17 protein-coding genes, 1 other RNA gene and 1 pseudogene are annotated in these 19,659 nt (G+C 55.7%); 12 read left to right on the top strand and 7 right to left on the bottom strand.

The features are described from left to right. Positions 1-7: 7 nt before the first annotated feature. Both ssrA and smpB read right to left on the bottom strand, forming a co-directional pair. Positions 8-386: a transfer-messenger RNA gene (ssrA, locus tag INT20_RS05200) on the bottom strand. Between the two features lie 45 nt (positions 387-431). Beyond that, positions 432-923, bottom strand: coding sequence for an SsrA-binding protein SmpB (gene smpB / locus INT20_RS05195; protein ID WP_087108742.1), 492 nt, complete (start codon positions 921-923; stop codon positions 432-434). 126 nt (positions 924-1,049) lie between these two features. On the opposite strand from smpB, the gene INT20_RS05190 reads away from it, so the two are divergent. Both INT20_RS05190 and INT20_RS05185 read left to right on the top strand, forming a co-directional pair. After that, entirely contained in the window at positions 1,050-1,484 is a 435-nt protein-coding gene (locus tag INT20_RS05190; protein WP_087108740.1) for a type II toxin-antitoxin system RatA family toxin, read from the top strand. Next, on the top strand, positions 1,474-1,785 hold the full coding sequence (locus tag INT20_RS05185; protein ID WP_172117612.1) for an RnfH family protein: 312 nt from the start codon (positions 1,474-1,476) through the stop codon (positions 1,783-1,785). Before INT20_RS05190 ends, INT20_RS05185 begins: the two co-directional genes overlap by 11 nt. 5 nt (positions 1,786-1,790) lie before the next feature. On the opposite strand, the gene INT20_RS05180 is transcribed toward INT20_RS05185, so the two are convergent. Continuing rightward, on the bottom strand, positions 1,791-2,261 hold the full coding sequence (locus INT20_RS05180; RefSeq protein ID WP_193053239.1) for an outer membrane protein assembly factor BamE: 471 nt from the start codon (positions 2,259-2,261) through the stop codon (positions 1,791-1,793). A 72-nt stretch (positions 2,262-2,333) separates the two neighbouring features. Between INT20_RS05180 and fur the strand changes: the two genes are divergently transcribed. Beyond that, positions 2,334-2,786, top strand: coding sequence for a ferric iron uptake transcriptional regulator (fur, locus tag INT20_RS05175; protein WP_172117611.1), 453 nt, complete (start codon positions 2,334-2,336; stop codon positions 2,784-2,786). Positions 2,787-2,910: 124 nt separating this feature from the next. Here fur and recN read toward each other — a convergent pair whose 3' ends face one another. Beyond that, positions 2,911-4,584: a DNA repair protein RecN gene (gene recN / locus INT20_RS05170; protein ID WP_193053240.1), complete on the bottom strand. Its 1,674-nt coding sequence runs from the start codon at positions 4,582-4,584 to the stop codon at positions 2,911-2,913. 222 nt (positions 4,585-4,806) lie between these two features. On the opposite strand from recN, the gene grpE reads away from it, so the two are divergent. From grpE to INT20_RS05150, 4 genes are all read left to right on the top strand, one after another. Continuing rightward, positions 4,807-5,433 (top strand): nucleotide exchange factor GrpE, encoded by a 627-nt coding sequence (gene grpE / locus INT20_RS05165; protein ID WP_193053241.1) that lies wholly within the window; start codon positions 4,807-4,809, stop codon positions 5,431-5,433. 131 nt (positions 5,434-5,564) lie between these two features. Further along, on the top strand, positions 5,565-7,496 hold the full coding sequence (dnaK, locus tag INT20_RS05160; protein WP_172117608.1) for a molecular chaperone DnaK: 1,932 nt from the start codon (positions 5,565-5,567) through the stop codon (positions 7,494-7,496). A gap of 111 nt (positions 7,497-7,607) precedes the next feature. Next, positions 7,608-8,759, top strand: coding sequence for a molecular chaperone DnaJ (gene dnaJ, locus INT20_RS05155; RefSeq protein WP_172117607.1), 1,152 nt, complete (start codon positions 7,608-7,610; stop codon positions 8,757-8,759). 98 nt (positions 8,760-8,857) lie between these two features. Further along, on the top strand, positions 8,858-9,757 hold the full coding sequence (locus INT20_RS05150; protein WP_193056525.1) for a DMT family transporter: 900 nt from the start codon (positions 8,858-8,860) through the stop codon (positions 9,755-9,757). Here INT20_RS05150 and INT20_RS05145 read toward each other — a convergent pair. The 3 genes and pseudogenes from INT20_RS05145 to INT20_RS05135 form a co-directional block, all read right to left on the bottom strand. Then, positions 9,735-10,484, bottom strand: a complete 750-nt coding sequence (locus tag INT20_RS05145) for an ABC transporter ATP-binding protein (RefSeq protein WP_193056524.1) — start codon at positions 10,482-10,484, stop codon at positions 9,735-9,737. The genes INT20_RS05150 and INT20_RS05145 overlap by 23 nt on opposite strands. Next, positions 10,478-11,549: pseudogene (locus tag INT20_RS18360) on the bottom strand (FecCD family ABC transporter permease). The gene INT20_RS05145 and the pseudogene INT20_RS18360 overlap by 7 nt, the downstream one beginning before the upstream one ends. Next, positions 11,539-12,666, bottom strand: coding sequence for an ABC transporter substrate-binding protein (locus INT20_RS05135; protein WP_193056523.1), 1,128 nt, complete (start codon positions 12,664-12,666; stop codon positions 11,539-11,541). Before INT20_RS05135 ends, INT20_RS18360 begins: the two are co-directional and overlap by 11 nt. Before the next feature lie 283 nt (positions 12,667-12,949). Between INT20_RS05135 and INT20_RS05130 the strand changes: the two genes are divergently transcribed. From INT20_RS05130 to greA, 5 genes are all read left to right on the top strand, one after another. Continuing rightward, a complete protein-coding gene (locus INT20_RS05130) occupies positions 12,950-13,234 on the top strand; it encodes a DUF2218 domain-containing protein (protein ID WP_193056522.1) in 285 nt (94 codons plus the stop codon). A 170-nt stretch (positions 13,235-13,404) separates the two neighbouring features. Beyond that, complete coding sequence (gene dapB, locus INT20_RS05125) at positions 13,405-14,208, top strand: 4-hydroxy-tetrahydrodipicolinate reductase (protein ID WP_172117603.1); 804 nt, start codon at positions 13,405-13,407, stop codon at positions 14,206-14,208. A 514-nt stretch (positions 14,209-14,722) separates the two neighbouring features. Continuing rightward, a complete protein-coding gene (gene carA / locus INT20_RS05120; protein WP_193056612.1) occupies positions 14,723-15,868 on the top strand; it encodes a glutamine-hydrolyzing carbamoyl-phosphate synthase small subunit in 1,146 nt (381 codons plus the stop codon). Positions 15,869-15,937: 69 nt separating this feature from the next. Beyond that, positions 15,938-19,168: a carbamoyl-phosphate synthase large subunit gene (gene carB / locus INT20_RS05115; RefSeq protein WP_193053247.1), complete on the top strand. Its 3,231-nt coding sequence runs from the start codon at positions 15,938-15,940 to the stop codon at positions 19,166-19,168. Further along, positions 19,165-19,641, top strand: coding sequence for a transcription elongation factor GreA (gene greA, locus INT20_RS05110; protein ID WP_172117601.1), 477 nt, complete (start codon positions 19,165-19,167; stop codon positions 19,639-19,641). The genes carB and greA overlap by 4 nt, the downstream gene beginning before the upstream one ends. The last annotated feature ends 18 nt before the right edge of the window (positions 19,642-19,659 follow it).

Below are 19,659 nucleotides of genomic sequence, written 5' to 3'. Positions count from 1 at the left end.
GGGTGTCTGGTGGAGGCGGCGGGAATTGAACCCGCGTCCGCCAGCACGCGCCTATTGGCTCTACATGCTTAGATTTCGTCATTTGTTTTAACGCCACTGACTCCGACGATCAGGATTCAGCAACGCGAGCCTTCTAAAGTTTAACGCTTGGCGAGAAGACACCACCAAACGCGGTCCTATCAGCTTTAGCTCGTATCCCCTCAATGATGAATAGGCACATCACCTTGGGGCCAGACAAGAAGCTAACAGTTTAAGCTGCTAGCGCGCCTTGAGCGTAGTTTTCGTCATTTGCGACTATTTTTTCGTGATGTGGGATTTACGAGATACATCACGCTCTCGGCATGCACCGCAAGGGTTGTCACCGGCGTCGAAACCATGTCGCCCCCTTCTTTCAGATGACCATTCTAACGTGCTCACACCTGATTGACCAGTTAAGCCTTGTTATGTTCCCGCATAATTCGTCCTTTTTGACGGCTCCAGTCACGATCTTTTTCTGTCGCCCGCTTGTCATGCAGCTGCTTACCGGTCACCAGCGCCAATTCACACTTCACCTTATTGCGCTTCCAGTAGAGCTTAAGCGGCACGCAGGTGTGGCCCTTGTCTTGGGTAATCGAAAAGATTTTGGCGATTTCTTTACGATGCAGCAGTAGTTTGCGTGTGCGGGTAGGGTCGGCAATTTCATGAGTGCTTGCTGTATTAAGCGGCATGATGTGGCTGCCAAGCAGGAAGGCCTCGCCGTTACGCACCAGAATGTAGGTGTCGGTAAGCTGAGCTTTACCCGCACGCAGGCTTTTGACTTCCCAGCCGGCGAGTGCCAAACCCGCTTCAAAGGTCTCATCGATATGGTATTCGAATCTTGCCTTCTTATTCTGGGCAATAACGCTGCTGCCGGGGCCCTTGCTGTTACCTTTCTTAGTGGCCATGAAACCTCATCTATAATCTGTCGGTGGCACCCCCTTCGTTATATGGGGAGGCGTGATACCATTCAAGGTCTGAATAAATGTTTCCCATGATACGCTTTGGGCACTGTGAAGTCAGCGGAGAGGTCAATGCCAACCGTCAATCGTTCCGCCCTGGTGCGGCACACCCCCCAGCAAATGTTCGATCTGGTCAACGATTTCGAACACTACCCCGAGTTTTTACCAGGCTGCCGTCAGGCGCGTCTGGTAGAGCGTGACGCCACCCATTTAATTGGGGAAATGACGCTGGGCCGTGCGGGGATAGAGCAAACGATCACTACACGTAACGACCTGTTTGCCCCCGAGCAAATCGAGATGTCGCTGGTAAAAGGGCCATTTAAGCGCTTGAAAGGCCACTGGCGGTTCACTCCGATGGGAGATGATGCTTGCAAGGTGAGTCTGGAAATGGAGTTTGAGTTTGCCAGCCGCCTGCTCAGCATGGCCTTTGGTCGATTGTTCCAGCAAATCGCCGGTCAATTGGTCGATGCCTTCACTAAGCGTGCTGATGAGCTGTATGGGCGGTGATCGCCTTCAAGTAGAGGTTGCCTTTGCGTTGCCTGCCAAACAGCGCCTGGTGGCGCTGGAAGTGCCTGAGGGCACCACTGCCCGGCAGGCGGTAGCACTTGCCAACCTGCCTCAACTATTTCCGGAGTTGCCCGAAGACACGTTCAGCAAGGCGCCGCTGGGTATTTTTGGCAAAGCGCTACGCAACCCCGAGACGCACACATTGCGCACCGGGGATCGTGTCGAAGTCTATCGCCCGCTTGAGATCGACCCTAAAGCCGCCCGTCTGGAACGTGCCAAACGCCAAGCAAGCGGCCAGTAACGCTGTTACTCAGCGCGCAATACGGGCTGAGGCGCGGGTGCTGTCTCCGGTGTTTGCGTGCTTACATTCTCCTGGGGAAGCGCATTCAGCGGGTCAGCGCCTTCAACGGCAGGCCCCAGGCTGGTGTCGGTGCTTAGCGGAAGATCGGTGGAAAAATCGCCCTGCTGCTGAACATTGGCTAAGCGGCCCATCGGGTCAAAGGTAAGTGTGACGCGTCGCTGTACAACGCCACCGTACGCTTCGTCCAATCGATAGACGTAATCCCACTGGTTTGAATCAAACGGGGCTTCCAACAAAGGGCGGCCCATAACGTAGGTGACCTGCTCCTGCGTCATGCCCGGCTGAAGCTGGCTAACCATTTCTTCGGTTACCAGATTGCCTTGAGGGATGTCACGTTTGTAAACACCGACGTAACTACAGCCACTTACAACAGTAAGGGCAACGGAAAGCGTAATGATGCGAGTCAATTTTTGCATTTGGACCTGTTCTTCACTATCGTGGTTTCGGTCGATCATACCCGACCTAACCTGTTACTGCGAAGAGCAACCATGGCCGATCAGAACCATGAACTGCGCAAAGCCGGGCTGAAAGTGACCCTGCCGCGCGTCAAGATCCTTCAGATTCTCGAAAATGCTTCGGGTCAACACCACCTTAGCGCAGAAGAAGTGTATAAAACACTGATTGATGCGGGCGAGGATGTTGGCTTGGCAACCGTTTACCGCGTGCTGACGCAATTTGAATCAGCAGGTTTGGTAATTCGTCATAATTTTGACGGTGGCCACGCAGTCTTTGAGATGACGCAAGAAGATCATCACGACCATATGGTGTGTTTAGAAAGTGGTGAAATCATCGAGTTTCTTGATGACATCATTGAACGACGCCAGCAAGAAATTGCAGAAGAGCACGGCTACGAGCTTGTCGATCACGCTCTGGTACTCTACGTACGCCCTCGCGGGTCGGACGTAACGCGCCAGGTTAACGTGCCGATCAATAAAAAATAGGGTTTCCCGCAAAACCTGTTTTGGCCGTGATGCAAACCCTCATGCCGCTCCTTGTTACTACAGGGAGCAGCATGGGGGTATTTTGCGTGGTAGCCGTTAATTAGATAGTGATTTGAGAAAGCTCTTAATGAGGCGGGCGCTGGCTGGCATGCAGCATTTCCTGGGCATGAGCCAGTGTTTGGTCAGAGAGCGTCACTCCGCCTAGCATGCGTGCAAGCTCGCTGATGCGGCCTCGCTCGTCCAGCAAGGCCATATAGGTACGCGTAGTATCCCGCTTGGCACGCTTTTCAATATGCAGGTGCTGATGCGCCTGCGCGGCCACCTGGGGCAGGTGCGTCACGGTCATTACCTGGCCGTTCTCACCTAGCTTGCGCAGTAACTGGCCGACAATTTCCGCCGTGGCGCCTGAAATACCCACATCCACCTCGTCAAACACCAGGCTTGGAATCGTCGAGTGCGAGGCGGCCACCACCTGAATCGCCAAGCTGATACGCGAAAGCTCACCCCCAGAGGCAACTTTGGCGAGCGGGCGAGCAGGCTGGCCTGGGTTGGCGCTGATCAAAAACTGTACGCTATCCAGCCCTTCAGGCGTAGGCGTTTCACGCGAAGCAACGGCCACTTCAAAGCGCGCCTTACCCATGGCCAAAAAGGCCAACTGCTGCTGAACTTCTTTGCCCAGCCGCAGGGCAGCTTTTTGACGTGTATCGCTGATTTTCTTGGCTTCGCTGCGGTAGCGCTCACGATACTCGGCGACCTGTCCACTCAGCGCTTCAAGGTCCTCATCGCTGGCTTCCAACTGAGCCACTTCACGTTGAAGGGTGCTATGCAGGGCGTAAATTTCTTCAGGGGCGACGTGATGCTTGCGCGCAATGCGGTGTATATCCGTCAAACGCTCTTCCACCCACATCAGGCGCTCTGGGTCGAGCTCGGTGCTGCTGGCAAAGCGCTGCAACTCGCTTGAGGCCTCTTCCACCTGAATGCGCGCATCGCTGAGCATGGCGAGCGTATTGGCAAGTGTGCCCTTATCGCTGCCCGGTAGGGCGCTTAAGTGTGCATAAGCTTGATTAAGAAGCGACAGCGCGCCGCCGTCATCGCTGGCGCAGCAGTCGGCAGCCAACTGGGTTTCACGCAGCGTCTCTTCGGCATGCGCAAGGGTCAGTTGCTCCTCTTCAAGCGTCTGTAGTTCGCCTTCGCCCAGGTCCAACTGGTCCAGCTCTTCAACCTGGTAGCGCAGCAGTTGGCGCTTGGCTTCTACTTCACTGCCTTCTTCACTGAGCTTTTTAAGCCGTCGGCGCGCATTGCGCCATTCGTGGAAGGTTTCTGCCAGTTGCTGGCGAGCCTCCCGTAGCCCGGCATAGTCATCCAGCAGGGCCAGGTGCACCTCTTCACGCATTAACGCTTGATGGGCATGCTGGCCATGAATTTGAATGAGCTGCTCGCCAAGCGATTTTAAGTCCGAAATGGTCGCTGGTTGGCCGTTAATCCACGCTTTTGAACGTCCACTGGCGGTCACTACACGGCGCAGTAGGCATTCGTCGGTGGGGAGCTCGCGGGCCGTTAGCCACTCGACGGCGGCGGGCAGGTGTTGAATGTCGAAACGCGCCGATAGGTCGGTGCGCTCGCAGCCGTGGCGCACGCTGCCAGCATCGGCACGCTCACCCAGGCACAGGCCCAGTGCGCCTAGGAGAATGGATTTGCCTGCACCTGTTTCCCCCGTAATGGCCGTCATGCCGTGGGTCAGGTCAAGCTCAAGGCGGTCGACAATGGCGTAATCTTGAATCGCTAGCTGAGTAAGCATGATGCCTCCTGAGGCGGTGCGACACAGAAGCTGGATACTTATCCAATAAATGTTGTTTTATACAGTAGTCGATAACTGACTTCAATGCTCCTCTTGAGATGGCTTTTATGGCCCCCATATAGCCTCTATACGTGTTTAAGGCTGTTTTAAAACTGATTTATTGATTACTTTTTATGAGCAGTGTTGGGCAGAAAAAGCCCGAACCCTTTTGAGGAGCATGGCATGGCAAAAGAACCGCAAACTCCATTAGATGACGAACTCGCTCGCCAACAGCGTGAGGCCGATATGGACCAGGAGTCTGAAGAGCGCTTGATTGATGGGGAACTGGAAGGCCTGATTAACGACGAGGCGCCGCTTGAAGGCAGCTTCGCCGACCCGGAGGCCGATGTACTCGCCGCTCAGGTAAATGAGCTGGAGCAAAACCTGGCAGAAGCCAAGGACCAGGCGTTGCGCGCCGCCGCTGAAGCGCAGAATGTTCGCCGCCGTGCCGAACAGGAAGCAGACAAGGCGCGTAAGTTTGCCTTGGAAAAATTTGTAAAAGAGCTGCTGCCGGTGGTGGATAGCCTGGAAAAAGCGCTTGAATCCATGCAGGACGACGCCTCTGAGGCGCACCGCGAGGGCGTTTCCATGACGCTCAACATGCAGCTAGGGGTGCTCAATAAGTTTGGTGTTGAAAGCGTTGAGCCCCAAGGTGAGCCCTTTGACCCCCAAGTGCACGAAGCCATGGCGATGGTGCCGAACCCCGAACTTGAGCCCAACACCGTAATGGAAGTGATGCAGAAAGGTTACTTGCTCAATGGTCGTTTGGTTCGTCCTGCGATGGTCGTGGTCAGTCAGAAGGCAAATTAAGCCGATTTAGTGACGTAAAGCGTAAAAAAGCCCTTGAAAAGTCACTGGCGGCCCCCAGATAAAGGTCAACCCCGCGGGGAAATCCCGCACACGTTTTAAGTATTGAGACAACTGAATTCGAGGTTTTTGCTATGGGACGCATTATTGGTATTGACCTGGGTACTACCAACTCTTGTGTGGCAGTACTTGATGGCGACAGTGCTAAAGTTATCGAGAATGCTGAAGGTGGCCGTACCACGCCTTCGATCATCGCTTACACCGATGACGGCGAAACTCTGGTAGGCCAGGCCGCCAAGCGCCAAGCCGTTACCAACCCGGAAAACACGCTTTACGCCATCAAGCGTCTGATCGGCCGTCGCTTTAAAGACGACGTTGTTCAGAAAGACATCAAGATGGTGCCCTACAAAATCGCTGAAGCAGACAACGGCGATGCGTGGGTAGAAGTAAAAGGTAAAAAAATGGCGCCGCCGCAAGTAAGTGCGGAAGTGCTGAAGAAAATGAAGAAAACCGCCGAAGATTACCTCGGCGAAGCGGTAACGGAAGCGGTTATCACCGTACCGGCTTACTTCAACGACAGCCAGCGTCAGGCCACTAAAGATGCAGGCCGCATCGCGGGTCTGGACGTTAAGCGTATTATCAACGAGCCGACCGCAGCCGCACTCGCCTACGGTATGGACAAGTCACGCGGTGATAAAACCATCGCCGTTTATGACTTGGGTGGCGGTACGTTCGATATCTCGATCATCGAAATTGCCGACGTTGAAGGCGAAACCCAGTTTGAAGTACTCGCCACCAATGGCGACACCTTCCTGGGCGGTGAAGATTTCGACTTGGCGCTGATCAACTACCTGGTCGACCAGTTCAAGTCTGACAGCGGTATTGATCTGTCGGGTGACAACCTGGCCATGCAGCGTCTGAAAGAAGCCGCTGAAAAAGCCAAAATTGAACTTTCAAGCGCCCAGCAGACCGACGTTAACCTACCCTACATCACGGCTGACAACACTGGCCCGAAACACCTTAACGTTAAGGTCACTCGTGCCAAGCTGGAATCGCTGGTAGAAGAGCTGGTTCAGCGTTCACTTGAGCCCTGCAAAATGGCGCTGAAAGATGCGGGTCTGTCTGCGTCTGAAATCGACGAAGTGATCCTGGTCGGTGGCCAGACACGTATGCCGATGGTGCAGCAGAAAGCCGCTGATTTCTTCGGTAAAGAAGCGCGTAAAGACGTTAACCCTGACGAAGCGGTTGCCGTAGGTGCAGCGATTCAAGGTGGCGTTCTGGGCGGCGACGTAAAAGACGTACTGCTGCTGGACGTTACCCCGCTGACTCTGGGCATCGAAACGATGGGTGGCGTGATGACGCCGTTGATCGACAAGAACACCACCATCCCGACGAAGAAGACGCAAACCTTCTCCACGGCGGATGACAACCAGACGGCCGTGACCATTCACGTCGTTCAGGGTGAGCGTAAGCAAGTGACGCAGAACAAGTCGCTCGGTCGTTTCGACTTGTCTGATATTCCGCCTGCGCCGCGCGGTGTTCCGCAGATCGAAGTGGCGTTTGACCTGGATGCCAACGGTATTCTGAACGTTTCTGCCAAAGACAAAGCGACCGGTAAAGAGCAGTCGATTGTCATTAAAGCGTCCAGCGGCCTGACGGATGAAGAGATCGATCAAATGGTGCGCGATGCTGAAGCCCACGCTGACGAAGATAAAAAATTCGAAGCGTTGGTACAGCTGCGTAACCAGGCCGACGGCATGATCCACGCAACGCGCAAAACCGTGCAAGAAGCGGGCGACAAAGCGACGGATGATGAGAAACAGGCCATCGAAACCGCCATCAGCGAGCTGGAAGAAGCCGTCAAGACTGACGACACGGACAACATCCAGAAGAAACTGGATGCACTGACCGAAGCGTCTGGTCAGTTGGCGCAGAAGATGTACGCCGAACAGGCGGAAGCTGCTCAGCAGGCGGATGAAGGTGCTGAGGATGCCAGCACCAAGCAGGAAGATGACGTGGTTGACGCCGAGTACGAAGAAGTCAACGACGACAAAAAACAGTCGTAACATCCTCTTTCTACCAAGGAAGAAGGTAACGCGGGAGGAGACTCCCGCGTTGCTGTTTCCGCGGTCAAGACGCCTAATCAAGAGCATAGTTAACCAGGAGGCGTAGGACCCATGTCCAAACGCGATTATTACGAAGTCCTGGGTGTCGATAAAGGGGCCGATCAGAAAGAGATCAAAAAGGCCTACCGCCGCCTGGCGCAAAAATTCCACCCTGATCGAAACCCGGACGATGATACTGCCTCGGAAAAATTCCGCGAAGTGTCAGAAGCTTACGAAGTGCTTAGCGATGGCGAAAAACGTGCGGCGTACGACCAGTTTGGTCATGCCGGTGTTGATGGCCAGGGCGGTGGCTTTGGCGGCGGCGGTTTCGGTGGTGGTGGCGCGGGTGACTTTAGCGACATCTTCGGCGATGTGTTTGGTGATATTTTCGGTGGCGCGGGCGGCGGCCGCCGCCGTGGTCCTAATGCGCCCGCACGTGGCTCCGACCTTCGCTACAACCTGGAGTTGGACCTTGAGAGTGCGGTAGCCGGTACCACTGTCGACATCCGTGTGCCACGCCACATTGAGTGTGACCGCTGTGATGGCGACGGCGCTGAGCCAGGCTCTTCCAAGGAAACCTGCCCCACGTGTCATGGCCACGGCCAAGTGCGTATGCAGCAGGGCTTTTTCGCAGTACAGCAAACCTGCCCGACCTGTCACGGTAGCGGCCAGCACATCAAAGTGCCGTGCCACAAATGTAACGGCGAAGGCCGTGTGCGTGAAACGCGTACGCTCTCTGTGAAGATTCCACCGGGTGTTGATACCGGTGATCGCATTCGTCTGAACGGCGAAGGCGAAAGCGGCGTTAATGGTGGCCCAGCGGGCGACCTTTACGTTCAGGTTTCTATCAAAGCGCACCATATCTTCCAGCGCGATGGTAAAAACCTGCACTGCGACGTACCGATCAACTTTGTTGATGCAGCCCTGGGTGGCGAGCTTGAAGTGCCTACGCTGGATGGCCGTGTGAAGCTGAAGATTCCACCGGAGACGCAAACCGGCAAACTCTTCCGTCTACGCGGCAAAGGTGTCAAACCAGTGCGCGGTGGTGCGCCGGGCGACCTGCTCTGCAAAGTCGTTATCGAAACCCCGGTCAACCTGGGTGAAGAGCAGCGCGATTTGCTGCGTAAATTCCAGGAAAGCCTGGAAGGCAGTAATAGCCACTCACCCAAGAAAACTGGCTTCTTCGACAGCGTGAAGAAGTTCTTTGAAGAGATGAAGTCCTGATATTGGTGTGACTGCCCTAACGTAATTGTACAATGTTAGGTTCCGTAGACCCTCGGCCCAGGCCGGGGGTTTTTGACGTTTAAGGAACATAAAGCGTAATGGATAGCTTGCAGGACAAACCCACGTTGGGCATTTGGCTCAGAATTCTTTCCGGTCTGCTGTTTACCGGCATGTTGGTGTGTATTAAAGCGGTGAGTGATGACGTGCCGGTGGGGCAGTCGGTGTTTTTCCGCTCGTTGTTTGCGCTGTTGCCGATTATGGTTTTTCTGATGATTCGCCGGGAATTCCCGGGAGGACTGGCGACGCGTCGTCCGTTGGGCCATGCGCTGCGTTCGGGGTTGGGGGCGGCGGCGATGTTTGCCTCGTTTGCGGCGGTCGCACTGCTGCCCGTTGCCGAGGCAACGCTGTTGGCTCAGCTAACGCCGGTGTTTATGGCAGTGGGCGGGGTGCTATTGCTGGGTGAGCGGTTCTCGTTTTATCGCGCTGGGGCTATTTTGTTGGCGCTTGCCGGTATGGCGGTGCTGGTGCTGCCAGGCCTTAATGCCAGCTCTGAAAGTGGCCTGATGACCGGCTATGTGTTGGGCGCGCTAAGCGCACTTTTAACGGCAGGGGCGCTGCTTACCGTTAGGCGCATTTCACGTACTGAAACAGCAGCTTCTATCGCCTTTTACTTTATTTTGGTGTCTGCGCTTGCAGGGCTGGCCACGCTGCCGTTGGGATGGTCGGCGCTGGATACAAAGGCCCTTTGGCTGTTGGTGCTCTCGGGGCTGTTTGGTGGTGCGGCGCATATTGCCATGACGCTGGCACTTCGCTATGCCGAGGCATCGCGGCTAGCACCGTTTGAGTACATTGCACTGATTTGGCCAGTAGCCGCCGACTGGGTGCTGTTCGGTATTCCGGTATCAAGTAATTTCTTGCTGGCGCTTCCCTTGATGCTCAGTGGGGTGGCGCTCGCCGCCCTGGAAGGGCGGCGGTTTAGACAGCTTCTTCGACGATAAGCTGGGGGTGGCCTTTCGAGCACGGCTCGATACGTGCCGCCACCTTGTACACCTGGCGCAAAAGCTCAGGAGTAATGACCTCTTCGGTGGGGCCGCATGCGATCAGGCGGCCGTTTTCAAGCACCATGGAGGCATCGGTAAAGCGCAGCGCATGGCCTAAATCGTGGAGCGCCACCAGAATCAGCATCTGGCGCTCATCTGCCAGGCGGCGCAACACCGTTAGCAGATTGATCTGGCGGTTAAGATCCAGCGCTGAGGTTGGCTCGTCCAGCATCAGAATCTCGGGCTCTTGTGCCAGTGCCTGCGCCGCGCTGACCAGCTGGCGTTGGCCGCCGCTTAAATCGCCAATGTCACGCTCGCCAAGTGGCGTGATATTAAGCTCTTCAAGTGCCCGGTCCACTTGGGCCAGATCCTCTGGCTGCACTTTCAGGCTGCGTCCTTGCATGCGTGCGAGCAGCACCGACTCATAAACCGTCAACACCGCTTTGGCGCCGGTGTCCTGGGGCATATAGGCCACCGGGCGCTCGGCGCTTGTATGGCGAATAGCGACGTGACCTTCGCCTTTCAGCAGGCCTAGAATACGCCTGAAAAGCGTCGATTTTCCGGCGGCGTTAGGGCCCAGCAGAGCAACGACTTGGCCGCCTTGAAAGCAGGGTGTCGTGATATCTTCCAGAATTGAGCGGCGCCCGTAGCGGGCCGAAACGCGGGTTAGCTGTAGGGTTACCATGAAGCCTTCTTGTGGTTGAGCACCAGAAACAGGAAGAAGGGAATGCCCACCAGCGATGTGATAATACCGATGGGAATAATCGTGCCTGGAATAATAATCTTGGAGATCACCGAGCCCACCGAAAGAATCAGTGCACCGCAAAGTGCTGAACCCGGCAGGAAGAAGCGTTGGTCTTCACCGAGCAGGATGCGCGCAATATGCGGCCCCACCAAGCCGATAAAACCGATAGTACCTACAAACGCCACGGCCACTGCGGCAAGCAGCGATACCAGCACCAGCACTTCCAAACGCAGCGCACGCGGGTTAACGCCCATGCTTTCGGCCTTGGCATCGCCCAGGCGCATGGCGGTAAGCGCCCAGCCGTGACGGGCAAGCAGCGGCATAACAGCGGCAAGAATGCCCAGCGCAATCCAGAATTTGGGCCATGTCGCTTTGGTTAAGCTGCCCATGGTCCAGAACACCACTGCCGAGACGGCTTCCTGGCTTGCAAAAAAACTGGATCAGCGCCATTAGTGAGTTGAAGATGAACACCATGGCGATGCCGAGCAGTACGATGGTTTCCACCGTCACGCCGCGTTTAAGGCTCAGCGCGTGGATGAGAAACGCGGTGAACATGGCCATGATAAAGGCGTTGAGCGGCACCACGAACTCAATGGCAGTGGGCACAATCGCCACGCCGAAGGCTAGCCCAAGGGCGGCGCCAAAGCTTGCCCCAGCGGAAATGCCCAGCGTAAAGGGGCTGGCCAGCGGGTTGCTTAGAATGGTTTGCATCTGCGCGCCGGCTACCGAAAGGCTGGCGCCCACCACCAGGGCCATCAGCGCCACCGGCATGCGGATTTCCCAGAGAATGACACGTGCCTGCTGGCTGACGCTTTGGGGTGTCAGCAGAGCGGAGACTACTTCGCCCAGGCTATAGCGGGCTGGCCCCAGTGCCAAATCAACGCAGAGACTAAATAACAGCGCCACCACCAGCGCCAGAAGAATCATCTGGCGGCGGAATACCTGAGTGCGGTAGAAGGCGCGCCCCTGTGAGTAGCTGTCGGCGGCGATAGTCTCAGTCGTCATGGAGCGATACCCAGTAACCCGGCTCGTAATCAATAGGCAAGAAGCGGTCGTGAAGCTCTTGCAGGGTGGCTTCAGGGTCTAAATCTTCAAACAGTGCTGGGTGCAGCCATTTGGCGAGCTGCTGAATGGCTACGAAGTAGTAGGGGCTGTTGTAAAACTGGTGCCAAATAGCGTGAAAGTTACCATCTTCCACCGCCTGGATGCCGGTCATGGCGGTACGCGAGGTCAGCGCTTCAAGCTTGGCGTGAGCGGCTTGCATACCAGAGCCGGGCCCTACACCTACCCAGGCACCGCCGGGTACGTAGGCGTCCCAGTTACCGCCGGTCACAACAACGTGATCAGGGTTTGCAGCAATGATCTGCTCAGGATTTAGCGTGCCGAAACTGCCGGGAATGATGCCGTCGGCAATATTGATGCCGCCTGCCAGTGTCACATACTCGCCGAAGTTACCGGGCCCAAAGCTCATGCAGCACTCATCCGAGTAGCCGCCCGCGCGGTCGATAAAGACGCTGGGGCGCTCGGGGTTCGCTTCGTTAATGACATCGGTCACCCGCGCCAGCTGCGCCTCAGCGAAGTCAATAAACTCCTCAGCCGCCGCTTCGTCGTTCATGACCTGGCCCATGATGCGCATGGAGGGGATGGTGTGCTCGATGGGGTCTTCACGAAAATCGACGTAGATGATCGGAATGCCCAATTGAGCAAGTTTGTCATCATAGGCGGCATCTTCGGTGGCGGCTTTGGCCTCAAGGTTCATAAAGACCACGTCAGGGTTAAGCGAGGCGGCCTGCTCAACGTCGAAGGTGCCGTCTTTAAAGCCGCCAAACGTTGGCAGAGCTTCAATTTCAGGAAAGCGTTCCGCGTAGCGGGCGTAGTTATCAGGGTCTGCTTGGAAAAAATCTTCGCGCCAGCCGACGATATGCGCAAACGGGGCTTCAGGCTCCAGTAGGCCGAGCAAGTAGATCTGACGACCCTCACCCAGGATAACACGCTCAGCGGGCGCCTCCAGTGTGACTTCACGGCCGGTAACATCGGTAACGGTAACAGGGTCTGCCGCTGCCGTAGTGCAGCTCACAACCGCTGCCGTACCTATCAGCGTTTTTAAAAGAGAGGACGTCATAAGCGTATTGATCACTTGTGGGTGGGTCGGTTGTCAGTGCGCCAGGCTGGAGCTGGTGTCAGCGCATAGCATCGAACATGAAGTTTTTGGGTATAATTCGCATTCTCATAGTGATGCATTATCATGGAATCCGATGTAGCTGTCGAGATGACATCTGTTACGGTGAGAACATTTTTCAGAGATGCTGAACACGCTGTTGCGCTATCAAGGCATTTAACTGTTTGGCGGCTATCCCTGTTACCCATAAGCTAGAGGTAACACCCTTTATCCAGTGGAGAATACTATGCCTTTATCACGTGCTGAAATTGCGACTGCATCAGGCGAGCGCATCATTAACCGGCTTTGCAAGCACTGGGCGCATAAGTTGGAGGTTGAGCACAGCCAGCAGGAGGGCAGGATTGTATTTCCTGACAAAGGCACCTGCTTGTTGCACGCAGAAGCTGACAAGTTGCTGGTGTCTATCGAAGCTCTGGAAGAGGAGCATCTGGATCAGTTGGAAGGTGTGGTGGAAGATCACCTTGTGCGCATGGCGAAAGACGAGGAACTGATTGTCGTTTGGCAAAACTGACGCTTTTATAAGGCATGCTTTTAGACGCTAGCGCGTTGAAAACCAGCGGCAAGGAAAGTCAGGCTGCCTGAAACACAAGCACAGCACTGCTTGAAGCGTCTGTTATAATGGCTGCCTGGTTACTATTCAGTTTGATTCGACGTAATTGATCGCAAAATGCAGGAGTTCGCATGACCCGAGTTGCCATTGTAGGCGTGGCTGGCCGAATGGGCCGTACGCTGGTAAGCGCTATTGAACAGGATGCTGGCGCGACGCTCGCCGGTGGAATTGTCGAGCCAGGCAGCTCGTTGGCAGGTGCGGATATTGGTGAGTTAGCGGGCGTGGGCAAGCGCGGTGTTAGCGCGGTCGACTCCCTTGATGCAATCGTTAACGACTTCGATGTGCTGATTGACTTTACCGCGCCTCAGGTAACGCTGGCGAATCTGGCATTTTGTGCCAAGCACGATAAGTGCATGGTGATTGGCACCACGGGCATGAGCGATGATGAGCTGGCCCAGTTGGATAGCTACCGCGATAAAGTGGCGATGGTGTTCGCGCCTAATATGAGCGTTGGGGTTAATCTCACGCTCAAGCTTCTGGAAACCGCCGCTAAAGCGCTGGGTGATGAAGGTTACGATATCGAGATTATCGAGTCACATCACCGCCACAAGGTGGATGCGCCCTCCGGCACTGCGATTAAAATGGGCGAAGTGGTGGCCGATAGCCTCGGTCGTACCTTAAAAGAGCACGGCGTGTTTGAGCGAGTAGGCCAGTGTGGTCCGCGTACCGATAAAGAGATTGGCTTTGCCACTGTACGTGCGGGCGATATTGTCGGCGAGCACACGGTGATGTTCGCCACCGAAGGCGAGCGCATCGAAATTACCCACAAGGCTTCCAGCCGCATGACGTTTGCCAAAGGGGCTGTACGGGCGGCGCGCTGGGTCGCAGGCCAAAAGCATGGCCGTTACGACATGCAAGATGTGTTAGGGCTTTAGTGAGAAGCATCGCATCGATCTTGGCCCGCTTTAGAAGCGCACCACGCGTTGCGGGTTTTTATGGGTAGTCAAAGGCCAGAATATGCTGTAACATTCCATAAATTTTGGCCGGGTGGCCCATGAAAAACAGACGGCGCGCTTGTTGCGTTGGTCAGCCCACTGCCTGCTCAGGTTCGTTAGTGCGAATTTAGTGACAGCGAAATTAGCTACAGCGTCTGTATTGCCTTTGGCATATAGGCCTGATCACAGACCTGAGATGCCCAGAACAACAAGCGGGATGAAACCGATTTTTTCTTTATCGGCTTCGTCCCGCTTTTTTACGACCCGAGTTTTAAGCATTTGATACTGAAGTTTTGGTAGCTGGGTTTCAACGCCGGGTTTAAAAAAACCAGACTTCAAACATTAATCTCGATTCTGGTGAGGGCATCCTGCGGATGCTTTCAACCAGCATCGCTGAGCCTGCGCCCACAGGCTCCCACCAGCATGGGAGGACCTTGACTTGAATAACCCCGCATTGAGCAAACCTGCGATTTTGGCCCTGGAAGACGGCAGCGTGTTTCATGGAATCGCCATTGGCGCGGACGGATTAACAAGCGGTGAGGTAGTGTTCAATACAGCCATGACCGGCTATCAAGAAATCCTGACTGACCCCTCCTATACCCGCCAAATCGTAACGCTCACTTACCCCCATATCGGCAATACCGGTATTAACGCTGAAGACATTGAGTCAGCTTCTATTGCCGCCGCCGGTTTGGTAATCCGCGACTTGCCCCTGATGGCCAGCAGTTTCCGCTCTGAGCAAACGCTGTCTGACTACCTGGCAAGCCAAAACGTTGTGGGTATCGCTGATATTGATACCCGCCGCCTGACGCGTATTTTGCGCGATAAGGGTGCCCAGAACGGTGCGATTTTGGCAGGCGAAGACGCACAAGGTGATGACGCCGTTGAGCGCGCGTTGGTGGCCGCCAACGCCTTTCCTGGTTTGAAAGGTATGGACCTGGCCAAAGAAGTCTCCTGCAAAGAGGCTTATGAGTGGACAGAAGGTGAGTGGACGCTGGGCGAAGGCTATGCGGATGCAACGAAAGGCGAGCGCCCTTACCATGTTGTGGCGTTTGATTACGGCGTGAAATTCAACATTCTGCGCATGCTGGCTGCCCGCGGCTGCCGCCTGACGGTGGTGCCCGCGCAAACGCCCGCCGCTGATGTGCTGGCGATGAATCCGGACGGCGTTTTCCTGGCCAACGGCCCAGGTGACCCCGAACCCTGCGATTACGCCATCAAAGCCATTCAGGACGTACTCGAAACGGACACGCCGGTGTTCGGTATTTGCCTGGGCCACCAGTTGCTCGCGCTCGCCTCGGGTGCCAAAACCGTCAAAATGAACCATGGCCACCACGGTGCTAACCATCCGGTTCAGGATTTGGACACGGGCGCTGTGATGATCACCAGCCAGAACCATGGTTTTGCCGCCGATGAAACGAGCCTGCCGGCCAATTTGCGCGCCACCCATCGTTCGCTGTTCGACGGCACGCTGCAGGGTATTGAGCGCACCGACCGACCCGCATTTAGTTTTCAGGGTCACCCGGAAGCCAGCCCCGGCCCGCGTGATGTAGCGCCGCTGTTTGATCGCTTCATCACGATGATGCAGGCACGCCGCTAACGCAGGCTCTGCTTCATCACTGTATGCCGCTTTTGTCGCTCTTCGTCACCATTTTTTGCGGGAACCGTTATGCCTAAGCGTACCGACTTAAACAGTATTTTGATCATTGGCGCTGGCCCGATTGTTATCGGCCAGGCCTGCGAATTCGACTACTCCGGCGCCCAGGCGTGTAAGGCGCTGCGCGAGGAGGGGTTCCGGGTTATTTTGGTGAACTCCAACCCGGCCACCATCATGACCGACCCGGCCATGGCGGATGCTACCTACATTGAGCCGATTACCTGGCAGGCCGTTGAGAAGATCATCGAGGCTGAAAAGCCCGATGCTATTCTGCCCACCATGGGTGGTCAGACCGCGCTTAACTGTGCGCTGGATCTGGAAAAACATGGCGTGTTGGAAAAGCACGGCGTGGAGATGATCGGCGCCAACGCCGACGCCATCAACATGGCCGAAGACCGTGACTTGTTTGACCAGGCCATGAAGCGTATTGGCCTTGAGTGCCCGAAAGCGAAAGTCGCGCACACCATGGACGAAGCGTGGGAAATTCAAGCCGAGCTTGGCTTTCCGACCATTATTCGGCCTTCCTACACCATGGGCGGCTCCGGCGGCGGCGTGGCGTACAACAAGGAAGAGTTTGAAGAGATTTGTACGCGTGGTTTCGAGCTTTCCAACAACCACGAGCTGCTGATTGATGAGTCGCTGCTGGGTTGGAAAGAGTACGAAATGGAGGTCGTTCGCGACAAAAAAGATAATTGCATCATTGTCTGTGCGATTGAAAACTTTGACCCGATGGGTGTGCATACCGGCGACTCGATTACTGTCGCACCGGCGCAAACGCTGACGGACAAAGAGTACCAGATCATGCGCGACGCAAGCCTTGCGGTGCTGCGCGAGATTGGCGTAGAAACCGGTGGCTCCAACGTGCAGTTCGGTATGGACCCGAAAACCGGCCGCCTGGTCGTGATCGAGATGAACCCGCGGGTGTCACGCTCTTCCGCACTGGCATCCAAGGCCACCGGCTTCCCGATTGCCAAAATTGCCGCCAAGCTGGCGATTGGCTACACCCTGGATGAGCTGCAAAACGATATTACCGGTGGACGCACGCCAGCGTCGTTCGAGCCGTCTATCGACTACGTGGTCACCAAGATCCCGCGCTTCACATTTGAGAAGTTTCCGCAGGCCAATGATCGCCTGACGACTCAGATGAAGTCGGTGGGCGAGGTCATGGCCATTGGCCGTACCTTCCAAGAGTCGCTGCAAAAAGCGCTGCGCGGTACGGAAACCGGTAACGACGGTCTCGACCCGATTATTACCGATTTCAACCCGGAAAATATGGCCCTGATCAAGGGAGAACTTCAGGCGGCAGGCGCTGAGCGTATCTTCTATGTGGCCGATGCCATGCGTTCAGGTATGAGCGTGGATGACGTCTTCGCACTGACCAATATCGACCCCTGGTTCCTGGTCCAGATGGAAGACCTGGTATTGACCGAAGCCGCCGTTGCCAAGCGCTCACTAAGCGATTTCTCTGCGCGCGAACTCTATCAGCTCAAGCGCAAAGGCTTTGGCGATGCGCGCCTGGCCACGCTGCTGAACGTGAGCGAAAAAGAGTTCCGCCAAACGCGTCAGGCCGCTGGTGTTCGTCCGGTCTACAAGCGCGTGGATACCTGCGCCGCTGAGTTCGCTTCTGATACCGCCTACATGTACTCCACCTATGAAGAGGAGTGTGAAGCGGACGTATCTGATCGCCAGAAGATCATGGTGCTGGGTGGCGGGCCGAACCGTATTGGTCAAGGCATCGAGTTTGACTACTGCTGTGTGCACGCCGCCTTCGCCATGCGCGATGACGGCTATGAAACCATCATGGTCAACTGCAACCCGGAAACCGTGTCGACGGATTATGACACCTCTGATCGCCTCTACTTCGAGCCGGTGACGCTTGAAGACGTGCTTGAAATTGCTGACAAAGAGAAGCCGGTTGGCGTGATTGTTCAGTTCGGTGGTCAAACGCCGCTGAAACTGGCTCGTGAGCTGGAAGCGGCTGGTGTGCCAATTATCGGCACCACACCGGATGCGATTGACCGTGCTGAAGACCGCGAGCGCTTCCAGGTGATGATCGACAAGCTCGGCCTGAAACAGCCGCCTAACGCTACCGCACGCAGCTTTGAAGAAGCCTTCGCCAAGGCGGAAACCATTGGTTACCCGCTGGTCGTGCGCCCGAGCTACGTGTTGGGCGGTCGGGCCATGGAGATCGTCTACGACGCCTCTGAGCTTGAGAACTACATGACCAATGCGGTCAAGGTTTCCAACGACTCACCGGTGCTGCTGGACCACTTCCTGAGTGCTGCCATTGAGATCGACATTGATGCGGTTTCAGACGGCCAGCAGGTAGTCATTGGCGGCATTATGCAGCACGTCGAGCAAGCGGGCGTTCACTCCGGTGACTCCGCCTGTGCGCTGCCGCCTTACTCGCTACCCGCCGATGTACAGGATGAGATGCGCGAGCAGATCAAGCAGATGGCCGTGGAGCTGGGCGTAAAGGGCTTAATGAACGTGCAGCTGGCCTGGCAGGATGGCGAGATCTACGTGATTGAAGTTAACCCGCGTGCGTCGCGTACCGTACCGTTTGTCTCCAAGTGCATTGGTACCTCGCTGGCCCAGATTGCGGCACGCTGCATGGCGGGCACGACACTTGCCGAGCAGGGCTTTGAGCGCGAAATCATTCCGCACTTCTATAGCGTGAAAGAGGCGGTTTTCCCGTTCAATAAGTTCCAGGGCGTTGACCCGATTCTGTCGCCAGAAATGAAGTCCACCGGTGAAGTAATGGGTTCAGGCGAGACCTTTGCCGAAGCATTCTTTAAGGCGCAGTTGGGTGCTGGCGAAGCAATCCCGGCGCTTGAGGGTGACCGCAAGGCGTTCCTTTCCGTGCGTGAGCCGGACAAGGCGGGGATTATCGAAGTCGCTCGTTCTCTGCTAACATTAGGCTTCACACTATGCGCGACACGCGGCACAGCCGAAGCACTGGAAGCCGCTGGGCTTGCGGTCGAGCACGTCAATAAAGTCTATGAAGGTCGTCCCCATATCGTCGATCTGCTTAAGAACGACGAAATCGCCTACATCGTGAACACTACCGAAGGTCGTCAGGCTATTAATGACTCTTCGGTCATTCGCCGTACTGCTCTTGCGCGCAAGGTGCCCTATGCAACCACCTTGGCGGGCGCTAATGCCGTTTGTATGGCACTTGAGTACGGTAGGGAGATTACGGTGCGTCGCCTTCAGGATCTGCATGCAGGAGCAAGTCAATGAACAAGGTCCCGATGACGGTTGCGGGTGAAAAAAGTCTTCGCGAAGAACTCAATCATTTGAAGGGCGAAGCGCGCCCGCGAGTGATTGCGTCGATTGCCGAAGCGCGTGAGCACGGCGACCTTAAGGAGAACGCCGAATACCACGCTGCCCGTGAACAACAGGGGTTTATCGAAGGCCGTATTCAGGAAATCGAGAGCAAGCTTTCGGTAGCGCAGGTGATTGATGTCACCAAGCTGCCGAATACAGGGAAAGTGATCTTTGGTGTCACGGTCGCTCTGCTCAACCTGGATACGGATGCCAGCGTGACCTACCGCATTGTGGGCGAAGATGAGGCAGATATTAAGTCTGGCCGCATTTCTGTCACGTCCCCTATTGCACGTGCGTTGATCGGTAAAGAAGAGGGCGACGTTGCCGTGGTGAAAACACCCGGTGGCGACGTTGAGTATGAGATCGAAAGCGTTGAATATGCCTAAGCGCTAGGTCTATAGAGC

This window comes from Halomonas citrativorans (assembly GCF_014898005.1).
In the GTDB taxonomy this organism is placed as follows: domain Bacteria; phylum Pseudomonadota; class Gammaproteobacteria; order Pseudomonadales; family Halomonadaceae; genus Vreelandella; species Vreelandella citrativorans.
The sequence above is the reverse complement of the archived record's forward strand: the minus strand, read 5'-3'. Positions and strand labels throughout refer to the sequence as shown.